This is a genomic window from Avibacterium paragallinarum, assembly GCF_011765605.1.
GTDB lineage: Bacteria > Pseudomonadota > Gammaproteobacteria > Enterobacterales > Pasteurellaceae > Avibacterium > Avibacterium paragallinarum.
The window spans coordinates 1,461,284-1,479,507 of record NZ_CP050316.1; the positions used below are offsets into that span (position 1 = coordinate 1,461,284).

Consider the following 18,224-nt stretch of genomic DNA (forward strand, 5'->3'; position numbering starts at 1 on the left):
TCAGATATGTTGTAGAAAATTCTAAATAACGTATCATTCATAAATAATTATTAATAACTCATCTTAGGGATAGACTATGCTTTATTTAGAATTCTTATTTCTACTACTAATGCTTTACATCGGTAGTCGTTATGGTGGTATCGGCTTAGGTGTCGTATCTGGTATAGGGTTAGCTATTGAAGTTTTTATCTTGAGAATGCCTTTAGGTAAAGCACCGATTAGTGTAATGCTAATTATTCTTGCTGTGGTTACTTGTGCTTCCGTGCTGGAAGCTGCTGGCGGATTAAAATTTATGCTACAAGTCGCAGAAAAAATCCTGCGTAATAATCCGAAACGCGTTACCTTACTCGGACCGATTGTTACCTACTTAATGACCTTTATGCTTGGTACAGGGCATTCCGTGTATTCTATTATGCCAATTATTGGTGATGTCGCACTAAAAAATAAAATTCGTCCAGAACGCCCAATGGCAGCAGCTTCCGTAGCATCACAGCTTGCGATCACCTCTAGCCCATTATCCGCTGCGGTGGTTTTCTATCTCGGCAAAATTACCGAATTACCTGGTTTTGAAAATATTAGCTTACTTGATATTATCTGCGTGACTGTACCAGCAACCCTTGCTGGAACAATTGCACTTTCGCTTTATAGTATGCGTCGAGGTAAAGAATTAGAGCAAGATCCTGAATATCAACGCCGTTTACAAGATCCTATTTGGCGTGAGCGAATCTTGAATACAACAAGTACAACGCTAAACGAAACGCTTCCTCCTGCTGCAAAACAATCTGTTTACCTCTTTTTATTAGCCCTAATTTTAATTGTATTCATTGCAATGTTCCCTGAAATTAGAACTGTAGGCGTCGGAGAAAAAATCAAACCAATTTCAATGTCTTATATTATTCAGATGATGATGCTCTGCTTTGGAGGAATTATTTTATTAGTCACTAAAACAAATCCTCAAACTGTTCCAAATGGTGTCGTATTTAAATCTGGAATGGTTGCTGCAATTGCTATTTTTGGAATCGCTTGGATGAGTGACTCATATTTTAGTTATGCAATGCCACAATTTAAGGCTGGTATCACAGAAATGGTGAGCAATTATCCTTGGACATTTGCTTTTGCCCTCTTCGCCGTTTCAGTCGTAATCAACAGCCAAGCGGCCACTGCGGTAATGATGTTGCCCGTAGGTATCGGCTTAGGCTTACCAGCTCCCCTGTTAGTTGGCTTAATGCCAGCGACCTACGGTTACTTCTTTATCCCCAATTATCCATCAGATATTGCTACCGTTAACTTTGACGTCACAGGAACAACAAAAATTGGAAAATACTATTTCAATCATAGCTTTATGGTACCAGGGTTAATTGGTGTTATTGTTGCCTGCATAGTAGGCTACACTGTTGCACAAATTATTATTAGATAGTCAAATAAATAAGTGCGGTGATTTTTCTCCGCACTTATATTAAACGACATATTTTTAATTACATTAAACAAACTACATTTTTATAAAAAATACTAAAAACTTTTTACTTCAAGCATTCCACCAAAGCCTTAAACAACGGAGAATCCTGTCTCCGATTAGGGTAATAAAGATAATAACCTTCGTAACGCATTGCATAATTTTGTAACACCTCGACTATCTCACCAGATTTAAGCTCTTTTAGTACTCTGTCTTTCGGCATTAATGCCAACCCCAAATGAGATAAGCAGGCTTTTTTCGCAAGAAAATTATTATTCACCACGAATCGCCCCGATGGCATAAATTTAACCACTTCTTTACCCTTTGGCATACAAAATTCCCAAGGAAAAATACCTTCAGAAGTTGGCATTCGTACACACAAACATTGATGTGAAGTTAAATCATCAATTGTTTTTGGAATTCCGTATTGTTCTAAATATTGTGGCGTTGCAATTAATGCCATTTGCATATCATCTGAAATTCTGATGGCGATCATATCTTTATCTACTTCTTTGCCTAAACGAATCCCTGCATCAAAACGCCCAGCTACGATATCAGTAAACTTCATATCGCTGATTAGCTCTAATTTTACTTCGGGATATTTTTCCATAAATCTTAATAACTTATCCCAAATAACATAGAGAAAAACGTGATCAGCCCCATTAATGCGTAATGTTCCATTTAGCGTGTTACGAAAATGACTTAATGCATTAACATTATCTTCAATACTCTCAAATAATGGAAAAAGTTGTTTAAAAAGTTGTTCACCTGCTTCGGTAGTGGCAACACTGCGAGTTGTTCGATGAAACAATTTTATTTTCAGCTGTTCTTCCAATTTCCGCATAGAATGGCTTAACGCTGAGGTCGATACGCCTAAATATGCAGCAGCTTTAGTAAAACTGGCAGTTTGTGCAACAATAATAAAATTGCGTAATTCATTCATATTTTCAATCATCTTGGCTCTCTTTGATTGTTGAAAAATATTCAACAGGCTATCAAAAAATAACCCACTAATCAAAACAATATTTTCTCTCTATAATGTCATCATTCAAAGCACATAGGAGTAAAAAATGAAAACAGCAACCTTAAACAACGGTATTGAAATACCAATGATCGGCTTTGGCGTGTATCAAGTGAGCGATGAAGAAACGGAACAAGTCGTCTTATCCGCCCTTGAACAAGGCTATCGCCTGCTCGACACCGCTGCCATTTACGGTAACGAAGCGGGCGTAGGGCGTGCGATTAAAGCCAGCGGCATCCCTCGCGAAGAGATTTTCGTTACCACCAAATTGTGGATTCAACGCCAAGATGCGTTTAACGGCACACAAAAAGCCCTTGACGAATCCTTGCGCCGTTTGGGCTTGGATTATGTGGATCTCTACTTAATGCACCAGCCCTTAGGTGATGTCCACGAAGAATGGCGTGCAATGGAAATCGCGTTGAAAGCAGGCAAAACCCGTGCCATTGGCGTGAGCAATTTCCATATGGATCGCCTCGCCGACCTCATCACCTGCCACGACACCGTGCCAGCCGTGAACCAAATCGAAACCCACCCGTTCTACCAGCGTGAGGCGGAATTAGCCTTTCATAAAGAACTGGGGATTTTGCAACAATCTTGGGGACCGCTGGCTGAAGGTAAATTCGACATTTTCCATAATCCCGTGCTGAGCGAAATCGCCGCCAAACACGGCAAATCCGTCGCCCAAGTGGTATTACGCTGGCTCAACCAACGCGGTATCGCCATCATTCCAAAATCGGTGAAAGTGGAAAGAATGCGTGAAAACCGCGACATTTTGGATTCCACCCTTGACGCACAAGACCTCGCCGCCATCGCCACGCTCAATCGTGATGAAATCATCTTCGACCACCGCGATCCAAAAATGGTGCAATGGCTGGCACAAGCGAGAGGCTAAATCCAGATTGAAAAATTTTGGGAAAATCCGATCGCTAAATCATCAGTCTAAAGGTTTACAAATTGCCACGATAAGCGTGAGCACGTCTAAAGTGGCTAAGATGAGTTTTATGCTTTCCGTAATAAAAGTTTTATTGCGGATTAAATAAAATTAAACCATTAAATGAGGGTTAATGATTTTGGTTGAAGCTGTAAATAGAGGATGTTATAAGGCATTATTTTTAAATGTGATATAATAAAAATATTAAATCTTATTAACAGATATATTGTATGAGTCTTAATAATGCCCACGAAGGCTATCAATACCAAGATTTGTTATGTTCTTATTTTATTCTAAAGGAAGTAATTTTAGGTCGCTTTGATTCAGTTCTTACTTTTGATAAAAAACATATTGAAGATGATAGATTTGACGACCTAGTAATTCAGAATGGTGATAATACCCAAAGAAAACAAATTAAATACAGCAACGAAACTAATGCTAAGTATTTGTCAAAAGATGATTTGTCTAATGACAATGGTGCTTCACTAGCAATTTATAAATTATTTGAAAATTGGCGAGAATTGATAACAGTTCAAACAGAATTTAGATTGTGTTTAGCTTGGAATGATCCTATCGAAAATAATATAAAAGACGCTCTTATTCTTCAAGTAGGTAATTCTTCATTTAATTCTATTATTACTAATGTTTTTAAATTAAATATTGATAATATTTGGCAGGAAAATCCTGAGAATTTTAATAGATGGGATAATCTTAAAAGGTATGTTAAACAAAATAACATAGATAGAAATGAATTTTCTCAATTTTGTAATGAATTTCTAATAGAAACAAATTTTCCAAAAGCTAGCTTAGATTTTCTATATCCAAATGCTCTGGAAAGAATACTTATTGAACAAGCAAAAAAGATTGGTATTGGTGAATATCCCAATAATGATATATCTATCAATGATTTTTTAATAAAAATAGTTAAATATAGTGGGGACTTTCGTACAAAGTCAATAAAATTAAGCATAAAACAAATATTAGAAAAATTAAGAATTAAGACTGATTTCGGTCAAATTGAGCAAAAATTTCAAATTAATCAAGAAAAAAATATTATTTTTAAAGAAAAAATTGAAGCCTTATTACAAGATTTTAGAGAAAACCAAAAAAGCATTCTAATTGCTGAACCAGGTGCTGGAAAGTCTTGGTTTTTAACAAATTTAATTGAATACCTAAAAGAAAATAATCAGAAAGTTGTTAGGCACTATTGTTTTACAGGAATAGAAGATTCTTTTTCTGAGCAAAGAATAACATCCGATGTATTTTTCGGAAATTTAATTGCAGATATTCAATTAATATACCCAGAGTCACAAAAACAAAAAGAAAAAATTTTTGCCTCTAATCTTAATGAATTAAATTTACTACTATCTAACATCAATGAGCCGTTAGTCATTATTATTGATGGATTAGACCATATTGAGCGTATACTAAGCCAATCCAAAACCCTTTCACAGGAAAAAACAAGAATTATTGATTTTATTTCAAGAATAGAAATACCAGATAATGTATCTATTATTCTAGGTTCTCAACCAGTTAATGAAATTAATACACTCATACAAAATCATCATTTCTTACGAGTTGACTTACCTAAATGGAATGTGGATGACATTTTGAGCCTAGTTCATAAATTCAATATTGATACACAAACTTATAATTTAACTCAGATACTCTTAGATAAGAGCCAGGGAAATCCATTGTATTTAAATTATATGCTTAATCATTTGAAGGAAAATCCTAATATTAATATAAAAAATGATTTTCCTGAATATGATTTTAATTTAAAGTCATATTATGATTTTCTATCATCGCAACTTAATGAAAATTCAACAACACTAAATATTTTATCTTGTTTGGAGTTCTCTATTACAAGGGAAGAGTTTTCAGAAATAAATCCATTTTCTCATCATTTGGATAAAGACTTAAAAATTTTATCGCCAGTAATCTTGGAGAATTTATCAAGAGGTGGTATTTCTTTGTATCACGATAGCTTTAGAAGGTATCAATTAGAAAAATTAGGTGAAGCAAATATTTCTTGTTATCATATAATTGGTGATTGGTTAAATAAAAAAGGATTTTATGATAATCCAAAGTCTTACAGATATTTATTTAAATATTTATTTAATTCAGGAAAATATTCAGAAATATCAAGTTATGCTACACCTGATTTCTTGGTTAAGAGTCTATATTATGGATATCCTGAAAAATCAATAAGGGAAAATAGCCTGTGTTTTTTATATGTAGCACAAAAATTAAAAAGTTGGAGTTTACTGTCTTTCTTAAGTGAATTTAACAGAACCATATACTCTACCAATTCAGAAGAATATTACAATCAATTTATTGAAAATTTTGAAATTTATTTTGAGTCGGTTTTAAATATCTATGGATATGATAGAGCAAATTCATTGTTATTTTTTAACAATGAAATGAATTTTGATATTGTCACTACCGCAAAAGCATTTTCTATTTTAACAAAAAATGGCTATAAATCTGATTGGAAAAAGGTTGGTGATTTATTTAAAGATTCAATTTCTGAAGAAAATTTTGAATATTTTCTTTATAGCCAGATAGATAATAAAGAAAAATTACTTAACATTCTAAAAAAATCATCAAAAAATGAGAATGAAATATTTTTTAATATTTGCATCTCATTTTTGATTAAAAATAACCTTCTATCAGTTATCAACTCATTTACTCAAGAACTTTATGATAATGTAAAAAATAGTATTTGTTTAAAAATCAATAAGATATCTATATTAAATAATAATGATTTTTATATCCCTATTACTTTTAAATCAAGTGGGTTATTTATTGATGCTATAGAAAATCGTGGTTATATTGATAGCGAAGCAATGAATGATTTTTATTTTTTAGTCTCATTATACGCTAAATACGACATTGATTATTTGATTGAATTTGAAAAATCAATAAAACCTCAAAATTTCTTTTACAATTGGATAAAGTTTTTTATACGAACATTTATCATAGAACAAAAATTTCATAATGAAGAGTTAGCTCCTCATATCACTAAAAATATTGAATTTTTATGTAGTGATGTAAATCCTTTCAAGGGTAATCCACGAGCAGTTGATTTTAGGTACACAAATAAAAGACTAATTGCTACATCAATTGTTCAATCTTTAAAATATATACACAACAAAGATACGTGGTCATTTATCATAAAAAAAATTATCGCACTCCCCATAGAAAGAATAGATGTTATTAAAGAAATTAATATAAATGATGATAATATAGATTATATTCTTGATGCTTACTCTCAATTTGAAGAAAATCAAGAGTCGCACTATTATGAATATGCAGAATATTATTTTCAAAAAGCACTTATTTATTCTAGAACTCAATATATAGAACAAGCGAAAAATGAATTAAAAAATGCTATTTTATATATTACTAATTATACTTTTAGAAAAGATGTTACACTATCAGAAATAGTAGACCCGATTGATGCCCTCCATAAGCTAAATGCTAATTTGGCACTGGGTTATACGAAGAAACTAAAATATCTTACTGATGCAGTAGGAAAACATACAGAAGATGGAAAAGGCATCAAATGGATAGCTATAGATTGGTTTAAGCACCTATCAAGTATTGATTACCACTTATCTGGAAAATATCTAATTTCCGAATTAATGAAGGCCCCATACTTTTGGAAGTTAGATTATATGTTTGTTGATTTTTTAGCTGTTAGTCAAAAAATGGCTGACCCTATTATTTTAAATTTTTTATACAATTTATTACCAACTAACAATAGAGAAAAATATTTAAATGATTTTCTAAATATTATTAACTCTATTAAAGTCAAAAGTAATCATTTGGCTAAATTATCTCTAATTAATTTATTAAATAGAGATTGGAACGATAGTTATGAAAAATTATCAGCTCAAACAATGGATAATTTCAAATCAATTTGTCATGATTTTAATTTAACATTTAACATTAAAAAAGATAGAGATAATAACAATAATTACAGTAATCATTATAAAAAAACGATTGATCTTATTAATCAATCATTAAATATTTCAGACAATATTTTAAATATAGAGGCTTCAAGTACTTATGATATTATTGAGTATTATGAAAAAAAGGAATACATATTGGATAGTGATTTAAATTTATTGTATTTTTATCTTATGAAGTGTAATGATGAACTTGTTACAATAAATATTATATCTTCATTAATTAAGAAAAAATTCCCTCGTAATTATGAAGTTTATTTTGAAAATTTATTTATCTTAATTCAGAGACTGAATCTATCTCAAGATCTGAAAATTAACTTACTTACACTTAATACGCTTTATTCAACAGATGGTTGGATGAATATGTGTGTATATAAAGAGCCTTTAAAGCTGGCAGTAGAGCTGGATTACCATTTGGCAAAAAATGAAATTTTCAGACATCTATGCGAGTATCTTAAACTGGATAGTTATAGAACCCTACCGATTGCAAACTTGGTAACTGCTTTTGAATTTTCTGGTATAGAAAAAGGAATTATATTTGATTTGTATAGTAATGCTTATACATATATTGAGAGTAGATTGCCAGATACTAACGATTTTAATTGGAATTCTGTAGAATCGAATCAATTTCTATCAGGAATGAGTGCAGATGAGCTAGCAATTACATTGATGCTGGCTAAAATGAAAAATCTTGATAGTACCGTTCAAAGAGAAGTTTTATTTGCTATTCATTATCTGATAAATTATAAAATTAATTTACTAACAAAGCCAATAAAATGGTTTCTTGAAAATTTAAGAGAATTTAATCAATTAAGTGTTGTAGCGATTTTAGAACTTATCTATTTAGAAAAAGACAAAACAATTCCTTTGATAACTCAATGCAAAGCTGATTTTACAAAATGTCAAAAAATAGGTAATTTTTATATTAATCGTTTAGTTGATAAAATTATTTAGGAATCTTGATATGCTTAATAATGAAACGATTCAACATATTCAACATCATCAAATTTGGCATTTTTTTCAATTATCAAATTCGGATAAAAAATCTATTATGGATAAAATTATTTCAAATTTTGATAAATATCAACTCAATACTTTTATTAATAATTATCATAGTTATTTATCACAAAATATTTATACTGAAAATTTAATTTTCAGTACCATATTTCAAGAATTAGATTACAAAGATTTTGTTTCGTGTTATTCTGTAGACTTAAAAAGTATGATTGCGACTTCGAATAGTTTTATTCAGCGTCCAAACATTATAAAACCTAGTGAAGTTCTTAATGATTTTAAAGAACCTGATTTGGAAAATCATTTTATTAGGATGGCAAGATTTGAAAGTCAAATTTCTCTAGGTGATTATAAAAAGGGTAATAAAAATTATATTGTGTTTGAGGGATTGTTGCCAGATAAAGAGAAGATAAACCCTCTTTTTGATTGGGTTAGTTTATCATCTCAACATATTTGGAACGATAATTTCAATTATGGCTATCCTATTATTCAGGCTTTATCCACTCAAATAAACAGTATTAATTTTCCATATATTTTATGGATAAATAGTTCTATTTTAAAATGTCTTGGACTTATTTTAGACGATTATAAAAATGGATTGCAGGCATTGGATTGTAATGGAGAAATTATTATTAAATTTAGATGTTGGAGGGAAAACCTTATTGATAATGGCAATGATGGTAATATACCAGCTCTTGAAGGTTGTGACTTGATGATAAGAAAAGATTATTATGATAAATTAAAAATACTTATTCCAAATATGGTTTTTTATAGTTACATACTAGTATAAAGGGAATAAAATATCATCATCTATCTTCTGTGATACATGCGTTTTTGAATTTTGTGATGGAGAAAATAGGGTTTATAGTTGATTGAATGCACCACTTATCCACAAAAGTATTCGTTTCTACTACAAACGATGGAATTTTCTAAATTTTCTGCAATCGCAAAATCCCACCGCTCTTTCACTCTCCTCCTTTCAACAAACGGTCAAAATCGCTTTCAAAGTGTTGATCTTGAATAACACGATATTTTTCAAACTCGCTTAAAGCGTGGGCTTTGGCGATTTCGGCGGTCACTTTGCCTGCGTCTTGCAACACGGCTCGGTCGGTGGCGTCTAAAAAGCGATTGAGCCTTGTTTCCCAATCTTGCATTGTCATCGGAATTTGGCGTAATGCCATATCTTCCGCCATATCCAAATAAGCGGACACCAGCCGTTGCAGTTGAGCTAATTCATTGTCGGATAAATAATTTTTCGCTACCACCACATCAAAAGGATAAATTTTGCCCTGTGGGGCGTCTTTCCAAGTGGTCAAGCCCATATTCGGCTTGCTGGCGTTTGCTCGTTCTACAATCAATTCTGCGGCGGTATGACCGTGAATCGCCCAATGCAATTTGTTTTGCACGGTGGCAAAAAAGCGTTTAGTCGCTGTAGCGGTGCGGTCGTAATCAATGGAAGTCGCATAAATATCGGTGATTTTTTGGTAAAACTTGCGTTCTGACAGGCGAATTTCTCGGATACGGGCAAGTTGTTCTTCAAAATACTTTTTGCCTAAACGGGTGCCGTCATTTTTCAACCGCTCATCGTCCATCGCAAAACCTTTGATGGTGTAGGTTTGAATAATCTCAGTCGCCCATTTGCGAAACTGCACCGCTCGCTCGGAATTGACTTTATAGCCCACGGCAATAATCGCTGAAAGATTGTAGTGTTTGGTCTGGTAATTTTTACCGTCATCGGCAGTTACTCGAAATTTTCGAGTAACTGAATTTTCCGATAACTCATTGTCTGCAAATATTTTTTGCAGATGATAGGTTACAGTATGTGACTCTATATCATAAAGCTGCCCCATCATTTTTTGGCTCAGCCAAACATTTTCGTCCGCATAAATGGTATTAACTTGGCTCTCGCCTGTAGCGGTCATAAAGGTGAGATATTCCGCCACTGAAGAAACAATTTCCGATTTGGTCATACAAACTCCTTAACTGAAATTCTGTTTAGTCTAATGCCATTTGCAAAGCTGGCAAGGGGAAAAGGGCATTTTTTCGATGCAGATCGCAAAAAATAGTGAAAATCCGACCGCACTTTGATCGTGGTGTGTTTTGCGTTCTCTTAACAAGCGAGGTCTATTTTAACCGCTGGCGTAAACTTGCCTTAAGAATAGACGAAACGTATTTAAAAAATGATGCGAAAAAAGTACCGCACTTTTATGTTTTAATCCAAAAGTGCGGTGTTTTTTTGGGTAATTTTTTGCTATGTCGCCCCGCTACACAATTTTTGCACTAGGTAAATTCGAGTGCTGTTTATTTGAGCAAGAAAAATAATCGTCTTCAACCGCCTCAAGCTAACGCCTTCTTTTTTCTAAAGAATAATCCCCAGATCGCCCCTCTTGTGGCGTAAGCTGTGGCAATTAAAATGGTGAAAAAATCAAAATAAAAAATTCCTTGAGGTTCGCCATAGTTGAAGTAGGCGAAATCCACTTGTAGCAATAGATAAGGCAATAAATCCCGTTGTAGGAAGATCACCACGCCATAGGCAGCGATAATGAGCCCGCAAGCGGGAATGAGCTTGCGGGCAAGCCAGTGATCGAGGTCTAGGCGGTAAGCATTCGCCAGTAAATTGGTGATGGCTTTCCAATGTAAGCCGAGATGAACGCCGATCATTATTTGCAGCCAGTGGGTACTGGTCATATGAATTTTTCGTATTAGATCGCTGGTGGAATGGAACGGCATTTCCGCCAGCAGGTGCTTAGACAGCATTATGCCGCTAATACAGGCGGTGAAAAATAATAAAAATGTGGTGAAATTGATGCTGTATTGCAACAGGCTGTAAGGGGTTGGTTTGGCTGAAAACAGCGTTTTTAGCCACCAAGTATTCAAGACAAGATGAGAAATAATCAGGGCAAAAAAGGCGATACCAAGCCATTCGTGCGTGCTTTCGTCATACAAATGATAGCCAAATAATGACAGCAATACCACCGTCATTACCAAATCTTGTGCAAGCTGGAAAAGCGTTTTCTTTTTCATTAACAATCCGTAGTGTGAAGGGCGAGCCATAACGCCATTTTGTCAATGAGCGATAGGGAGCTCGCGGTTTTCTTGTATTTAGTCGTTTGATTTCAAAACAATACGGCGTTACATCGCCTTGCTATACTGTCTGCGGCTCGTTGCCTTGTCTTATTTTGAACTTAAACGACTTTAATTTTTCGTGTAACCATTTTGCTGTAAAAAAGTAGCTAAGCGTTTTTCCACTTCAGGCTCTGCTCTAACGGTTTTATATAGGTAGGCTTCAAAGCCTGCTTTCACGTTGGCTTGCGGCTGAAGCTGTTGGATTTGTCTGTCCGTTCCGCCTAAGCGACTACCGCCGTGTCCCACAACTGGCACGATCTCTTTTCCGCTAAAATCCACTTGTTCCAGTAAAGAATAAAGCGGCATCGGCATTTGATACCACCAAATCGGATAAACCAAGAAGACCCTATCTACCTCCGCTAAATTCGGCAGGGCTTTCAAGGCAGGCTTGATATTTTTGCGTTGCTCGGTTTGGGCAAAGTCTAACAATGGCTGATGTGTTGTTGGATAGGCTTGCACCGTTTCCAAATGGAATAATTCACCGCCAGCATTTTTTTGAATTTCCTTCGCCAAATATTCATTTGCCCCAAGCATTTCGCCATCTTTCACCAACTTACTCGCTCCCGAAACGCCATCAACCAGCTGATCTTGGGTGTAACTTTCGGGCTGAGAGAAATAGATAATCAAATTCTTGGCTTGCAACGGCATCGCCATCACCGCTGATAACATTAAGCTAAAAAAGGTTTTTTGGGAAAATATCATTGTTTCGTCCTCGTTATTATTAAGGAACGCATTATAAGAAAAAGCCAAGTAAAGAATTAGTGGGCAAAAACAAAATAGGCTTGTGAATAATTTTCAACAATATAAGGAAAGTGCGGTGGTTTTTTTACGCTGTTTTTTACGCCATCTGAAAAACCTGTTTTCAGACAGCCTCTCTTTCTTTTTTCTCACAAACCAAAAAATGGGTTTTTAAACCACCGCACTTTTCCCCCATCACCCATTCGTTAGGCGTAAGCAATCCACCACCACTCTTAGGGCGGGGGAGATGTGGCGGCTGGGGTAATAGAGATAAAACGCAGGCAGGGTTGGGGGTTGGTTGGGGAACAGGGCGATGAGTTCACCGCGTGCGATGTCTTGTTCCACCATACTTTCGGGCAGGTATGCCAGCCCTAGCCCCATTTTGGCAGCGGTGCGAGCGGGGTAATCATCGCTGAAAATCCATTTTGCTTGTGGAGTGAGTTGGTGGGTTTCGCCGTTGTGTTGGAATGTCCAAGGGTAAAGCGTGCCGCTGCTGAGCATACGGTAGCCGATGCACGAATGTTGTGCCAGTTCGCTGGGGTGTTGCGGTATGCCGTGCTGTGCCAGATAGCCTGGGCTGGCGACTACTGCCATTTTTAGCGGTTCGCTGATTTTCACGGCGATCATATCTTCTGCCACATCGTCACCAAGCCGTATGCCTGCGTCAAAGCCATCTTTGACGATGTCGATAAAACGGCTGTCGCTAATGGCTTCGATGATGATGTCGGGGTAAAGCCGTTGCAGTGGAGCGAGTTTGGGGAGCAGTAGCCATTCGATGGGGTGGTTAGCACAGTTAATTCGCACCACGCCGCGGGGTGATTGGCGGTAGTGTTCGAGCTGGGCTAGGCCTTGGTTGAGGCGGTTGAAACTGTGTTCGGCTTGTTGATAAAACTGTTGCCCTGCTTGGATGAGGGAGACGCTGCGAGTGGTGCGGTGCAGCAGTTGCACACCTAATCGAGCTTCGAGCGGCGTATGGTTTTGCTTAAGGCAGGGGCGGAAATGCCGAGTTTGTTGGCGGCTTGGCTGAAACTTTGGTGCTGGGCGACTTGGTAAAAGGCGTAGAGATCGTTGCAATTGATTTTGTCCATATTCTTAACCTGTGGTTCATAGTTTATGATGATTTTAGCGTATTATCATTGGATTATTAATCTTTATAATGGCGTTATTCAATTAATGGAGAACCATAATGAAATTCAAACCCTTATTTACCACATTATTATTGAGTACAACCTTATTAGGAGGCAACGCAATGGCTCAAAACAGCCCCTTAACCCATATTGATATTCCTGCACAACACATTGAAATCACCCAAGAATGGGACAAAATTTTTCCGCAAAGCGATAAAGTTCACCATCACAAAGTGGCCTTTGCAAACCGCTATGGCATTACCCTTGTGGGCGATTTGTATATCCCGAAAAACGCTAAAGGCAAACTGCCTGCCATCGCCGTGAGCGGCCCATTTGGAGCGGTGAAAGAGCAAGTATCAGGGCTTTATGCTCAAACCCTTGCCGAGCGTGGCTTTGTAACCCTTGCCTTTGACCCTTCCTACACGGGCGAAAGTGGCGGCACACCACGCAATATGGCTTCCCCTGACGTGAACACCGAAGATTTCAGCACCGCCTTAGAATATCTCGGCTTGCAAAACTTTGTCGATCGCAACCGACTTGGCGTATTAGGCATTTGCGGTTTAGGCGGAATGGCATTAAACGATGCCGCAATGGATACCCGCGTCAAAGCCGTTGCCACCAGCGTAATGTATGATATGAGCCGATCCATCGGCTGGGGCGTGGGCGACCAAAAAAATGGCTATACCCCAGAACAACGCCAAATCGTGAAAACCTACCTCAACAACCTACGCTGGGCAGATGCCGAAAGCGGTGAGCGTGCCATCGGCTTACACGAAGTGGTGTTAGATCCAAATAACAACGTTGTGCCAATCCAACAAGGGCTACCTGACGAACTGCCCGCAAACGCCAACCCCGTATTGGCACAGTTCCACAACTTCTACAAAACCCAACGCGGCTACCACCCACGTTCCATTAACTCCACCACCGCGTGGACAGCCACCATGCCCTTATCTTTCGTGAACATTCCAATGATGAGCTACATCAGCGAAATATCCCCTCGCCCAATGCTGATCGTAACAGGCGAAAATGCCCATTCACGCTATATGGCAGAAGAAGCCTACCAAGCAGGCAAAATCCCTTTCGACACCTTCGCCGATTTCTTTAAAAAGCATTTATAAGTTGTAAAAAGTGGCTTGATAATGCACCGTGCTTTAGGCGTTTGGCTTAAAGTGCAGTGCGTTTTTACGCTGTTTTTATGCCATCTGCCTCCTGTTTTCAATCAGCCCCTCCGCCTTTCACATTCATTTCAATACCGAATCAAAAACATTTCCTCATTCCTTTTTCAGACAGCATTAGGGTTCGTCGCCTATTATTGAATATTATTCAACACCCTATCCCATATTCTTCGCTAATCAAAGTAAGTCCATTCTGCTATCCTATCCCCTATCATTTACATTCATCGTTGATAAGGAAAAATTATGCTATCCATTCGTCAAAAACTCACCGCCTTGGCGGCGGTTTCTTTGTTGGCAGGTCAAACCTTTGCCAGCCCGATTACCATTGAAAAGCAAGGCAGTTTTGCTGTGGGCGGCACAGTGAAAACCAGTGCTGGGCAATACACGCCCGTGCCTGAGGCGATTAAGGGCAAAAGCAGTAATCCGTTTTGGGACGTGTATAACGCCTCCATCGCCGCTGGTGGGCAAACCTTGCACGGCGATCACGCCAGTGTATTTTACCAAATTCCGGTAAATGCCAAGCCTTATCCGCTGGTGTTTTTGCACGGCTATGGGCAGTCGGCACGTACGTGGCAAACCACGCCAGATGGCCGTGAGGGCTTCGATACGATTTTTTTACGCAAAGGTTACCCGATTTATTTGATCGACCAACCAAGACGCGGGCAAGCAGGGCAAAGCACGGTCGCCGCCAACTTGCCTGCCGTGCCTGACGATCAATTTTGGTATGCCCAGTTCCGTATCGGTGTTTATCCGAATATGAATAAAGGCGTGGCGTTCCCGAAAGATGCCGCCAGCCAAGACCAGTTTTTCCGCCAAATGACACCCGATACAGGGGCGTTTGATGTGGGCGTGATCACCGATAGTATGGTGAAATTGTTCGACAAAACAGGGCAAGGCGTATTTGTTACCCACTCCGCTGGTGGCGTGATCGGCTGGACAACCGCCATGCAAAGCGACAAGGTGAAAGGCATCATCGCCGTTGAACCAGGTTCGTTTCCGTTCCCAGAGGGTGAAGTGCCGCCTACACAAACCAGCCAATTTGGCGATGTTGCCCCGATGAAAGTCAGCAAAGCCCAATTTGAACGCCTCACCAAGCTGCCGATTGTGATTTATTTTGGCGATTTTATCCCCGACCATTTAGACGGCACGCAAGGCGGCGAGCAGTGGTATGCCCGTTTGCAACTGGCGAAGCAATGGGCAAAGGTGGTGAACCAACACGGCGGCAAGGTGAGCGTGGTGGAATTGCCGAAAGTGGGCATTCACGGCAACACCCATTTCTTAATGTCGGATACCAATAATCAGCAAGTGGCAGAACATTTGGCGGAGTGGCTAAAAGAAAACGGATTGGATAAATAAGGGGGTAATTCAATGTCGTCTAGTGCTTAGGCGACATTATCGATCTTGTTCGAGGCTTTCGCCAAACCGTATGCCTGCATTAAATCGCCCTGTGATAATGTCGGTGAATTTCATATCGCTGGTGAGTTCCAGCTTTACTTCGGGATAGCGTTGCATAAAGCTGTCGAATTTTTCCCATAAGAGCATAAATGAATAATTGCTCACCTGCCTCAGTGGTGGCGAGGCTGCGGGTGGTGCGGTTGAACAATTTGATCTTTAATTCTTCTTCCAATTTGCGTATGGAATGGCTGAGTGCGGAGGTGGATACGCCCAACTGTGCCGCCGCTTTGGTAAAACTCCCTGCTTGTGCGGCGGTAAGAAAATGTTTGAGTTCGTTGAGATGGTTCATGCCCTGTGATTGTTGAATTTTGTTCAAGAATTTAGAAAATGATGGGGGCTGGGAGAAGTGAGATTTTTAATTGATATTTATTGAACCTATAAAAAAAGCCGTCTGAAAAATCAGACGGCTTTTTTTGATTAATCCTTCGGTAAATCCCAAACTTCACAAATGCGTTCTAACAAGTTTTTTTGCCTTTCTTCTACATCCTTTGGCCTCCATTCAGATTGCTTTAAAACTTGGGTAGTTAGGGCGTAAGATGAAACATTTTCGTTACCACGAAAATATTTGTTTATCTTTTCACCAAAATCCCAATTAGATGCCGCTGAATTGCGTCGTTTATTCAGTGGAACAAGATTGGCTAAACGATGTAACCATAATTGGTGTTGATGGTACTTTTCCGCTTCGTTTTCTTTACTCTCATCAACCCACCATTCATACCATTGGGTATTTTCTTCCAGCGTTTGTGGCAGGACGTGTTCAATGGTAAGTAATCCATATTCGTTATTATAGGTCGCCGCACCATCTGAAACCATAGAATCTAAACGTAAAATTAAATAGTTACGTCTAACAGATGTCATTTTGTTATAAATATCACCATTTAATAACGCTTTAAACTGCCGCTTTTCTTCATCACTAAGTAATAAAGAATCACCACCATTTTTAGCTTTTTCTCCTAAGGATTCCAAAATTTGTCCATAGCGTTTAATGCGAGAATTAATATCTTGGGCAGACAAATGCAAATAAGCAGTTAAAACTTCTAACTTCTTCAAAAATTCCAATGCTTCATCATTATTTGGTTTTTGATGTAAAAATAAAATAGCAACGGGTATCCATTCAGAAAAGCCGACACGGGTTAGCCATTGAATATGCTGATTGATTTTCTGTTGATGTTTTTCTGCTGGGTAGTGGTTATTTTTTAACGCACTAAATACATCTACATAGCTGATTAGTTCCTCACTAATGAATGCACATATTTCTTTGTCGGTTTTGTCTTTGAAAACCTTTTCTTGTAATTCCTCTAAAATACTTTTTTCTGCTTTCTTTTTCAGTTTAATCATACGAATATGACTAAATAAATCGTTAAAAGAATCACGCCCCAATTCTTGTTCTAAATTTTCCCATTTTTCTGTATATTTTTTTTGATTATCTTTGATTTTTCCTATTAAATCTGCTTTGAGAATATCGATTGGCAATAAATCTAAACCGCGATTATTCATTACAGAAAAAATACGAAATGCTGATTTTTGACTAGATGTAGAAACAATAACCAAACAACATTTATTAATCAAACATTTAAAAAAATTAAAAATTTCTGAACGTTTATCTTCTAAACTTTTATCTTTTGAAATTTTAAATTTTTCTGAAATAAGATCTAGTAATGAAATTGCATTATTTAAAATATTCTTTTGTGCATCAGTTTTGCAATCGTGTTCAGCGTTTAATTTTTGTAATTGCTCTAATTCCAAGTTTTGAATATATTTGTTAAAAAAATCATTATCGAGTTCACGTAAGGTCAACCTAGGTTGTGCAGGAATATCCTCAGCAGGGTTTTCTGCTTGTTGGATATAGTTTTTAATACTTTCTTTATGATTGCCTTTTAAATAGCTTGCTAGTGCTGCAAATAAAATTGTTAAACTGGTTAAGCGTTGTTGTCCATCCACTACATCAGACTTCGGAATCTTATCTTGTTTAATAACAACAATGCTGCCTAAAAAATAATCTTCCTCGGTGCTGCGTTGATAAAATTCATATAAATCATCAAATAATTGCTTAATATGTTCCTTTTCCCAAGAATAGGGACGTTGATAGTTTGGGATAACATACTGAAAATCTGAACTAAATACTTTGCTTAAAGAAAAGGTTTTAGCGTTAATAGCGTATTCGTTGATACTCATTGCATGACTCTATAATGTGTTGAAAAAACAATATA

At 37.1% G+C, this 18,224-nt stretch carries 13 protein-coding genes and 1 pseudogene; 6 read left to right on the top strand and 8 right to left on the bottom strand.

All coding sequences use genetic code 11. The features are described from left to right. The first annotated feature begins 76 nt into the window (after positions 1 to 76). Positions 77 to 1,417 carry an anaerobic C4-dicarboxylate transporter gene (locus HBL79_RS06860; RefSeq protein ID WP_035689168.1) on the top strand — a complete coding sequence of 447 codons (1,341 nt, stop codon included), beginning with the start codon at positions 77 to 79 and terminating at the stop codon, positions 1,415 to 1,417. A 103-nt stretch (positions 1,418 to 1,520) separates the two neighbouring features. On the opposite strand, the gene HBL79_RS06865 is transcribed toward HBL79_RS06860, so the two are convergent. Continuing rightward, positions 1,521 to 2,408, bottom strand: a complete 888-nt coding sequence (locus tag HBL79_RS06865) for a LysR family transcriptional regulator (protein WP_017805591.1) — start codon at positions 2,406 to 2,408, stop codon at positions 1,521 to 1,523. Positions 2,409 to 2,523: 115 nt separating this feature from the next. Between HBL79_RS06865 and HBL79_RS06870 the strand changes: the two genes are divergently transcribed. The 3 genes from HBL79_RS06870 to HBL79_RS06880 all read left to right on the top strand — a co-directional run bounded on the left by HBL79_RS06870 (position 2,524) and on the right by HBL79_RS06880 (position 9,183). Continuing rightward, positions 2,524 to 3,366 carry an aldo/keto reductase gene (locus HBL79_RS06870; RefSeq protein ID WP_035689167.1) on the top strand — a complete coding sequence of 281 codons (843 nt, stop codon included), beginning with the start codon at positions 2,524 to 2,526 and terminating at the stop codon, positions 3,364 to 3,366. A 269-nt stretch (positions 3,367 to 3,635) separates the two neighbouring features. Further along, the gene (locus HBL79_RS06875) at positions 3,636 to 8,333 is read left to right on the top strand and encodes a P-loop domain-containing protein (RefSeq protein WP_035689165.1); all 4,698 of its coding nucleotides are present in this window, start codon (positions 3,636 to 3,638) and stop codon (positions 8,331 to 8,333) included. A gap of 10 nt (positions 8,334 to 8,343) precedes the next feature. Beyond that, positions 8,344 to 9,183: a hypothetical protein gene (locus HBL79_RS06880; RefSeq protein ID WP_051128134.1), complete on the top strand. Its 840-nt coding sequence runs from the start codon at positions 8,344 to 8,346 to the stop codon at positions 9,181 to 9,183. 175 nt (positions 9,184 to 9,358) lie between these two features. Here HBL79_RS06880 and HBL79_RS06885 read toward each other — a convergent pair whose 3' ends face one another. From HBL79_RS06885 to HBL79_RS12610, 5 genes are all read right to left on the bottom strand, one after another. Beyond that, positions 9,359 to 10,363 carry a virulence RhuM family protein gene (locus HBL79_RS06885; protein WP_035689163.1) on the bottom strand — a complete coding sequence of 335 codons (1,005 nt, stop codon included), beginning with the start codon at positions 10,361 to 10,363 and terminating at the stop codon, positions 9,359 to 9,361. A gap of 367 nt (positions 10,364 to 10,730) precedes the next feature. Beyond that, positions 10,731 to 11,417: a DUF4405 domain-containing protein gene (locus HBL79_RS06890; protein ID WP_035689160.1), complete on the bottom strand. Its 687-nt coding sequence runs from the start codon at positions 11,415 to 11,417 to the stop codon at positions 10,731 to 10,733. 171 nt (positions 11,418 to 11,588) lie between these two features. After that, entirely contained in the window at positions 11,589 to 12,269 is a 681-nt protein-coding gene (locus tag HBL79_RS06895) for a flavodoxin (RefSeq protein ID WP_272487501.1), read from the bottom strand. Between the two features lie 183 nt (positions 12,270 to 12,452). Beyond that, on the bottom strand, positions 12,453 to 13,205 hold the full coding sequence (locus HBL79_RS06900; protein WP_254431782.1) for a LysR family transcriptional regulator: 753 nt from the start codon (positions 13,203 to 13,205) through the stop codon (positions 12,453 to 12,455). Positions 13,206 to 13,207: 2 nt separating this feature from the next. Continuing rightward, on the bottom strand, positions 13,208 to 13,345 hold the full coding sequence (locus HBL79_RS12610; protein ID WP_233570712.1) for a helix-turn-helix domain-containing protein: 138 nt from the start codon (positions 13,343 to 13,345) through the stop codon (positions 13,208 to 13,210). A 98-nt stretch (positions 13,346 to 13,443) separates the two neighbouring features. On the opposite strand from HBL79_RS12610, the gene HBL79_RS06905 reads away from it, so the two are divergent. Further along, the gene (locus HBL79_RS06905) at positions 13,444 to 14,502 is read left to right on the top strand and encodes an alpha/beta hydrolase (protein ID WP_082082225.1); all 1,059 of its coding nucleotides are present in this window, start codon (positions 13,444 to 13,446) and stop codon (positions 14,500 to 14,502) included. 300 nt (positions 14,503 to 14,802) lie between these two features. Further along, on the top strand, positions 14,803 to 15,915 hold the full coding sequence (locus tag HBL79_RS06910) for an alpha/beta hydrolase (protein ID WP_035689483.1): 1,113 nt from the start codon (positions 14,803 to 14,805) through the stop codon (positions 15,913 to 15,915). A 42-nt stretch (positions 15,916 to 15,957) separates the two neighbouring features. Here the strand turns inward: HBL79_RS06910 and HBL79_RS06915 are convergent. After that, a pseudogene (locus tag HBL79_RS06915) lies at positions 15,958 to 16,303 on the bottom strand (LysR family transcriptional regulator); the annotation flags it as partial. Between the two features lie 128 nt (positions 16,304 to 16,431). Continuing rightward, the gene (locus HBL79_RS06920; protein WP_035687809.1) at positions 16,432 to 18,189 is read right to left on the bottom strand and encodes a DUF262 domain-containing protein; all 1,758 of its coding nucleotides are present in this window, start codon (positions 18,187 to 18,189) and stop codon (positions 16,432 to 16,434) included. Between the last annotated feature and the right edge of the window lie 35 nt (positions 18,190 to 18,224).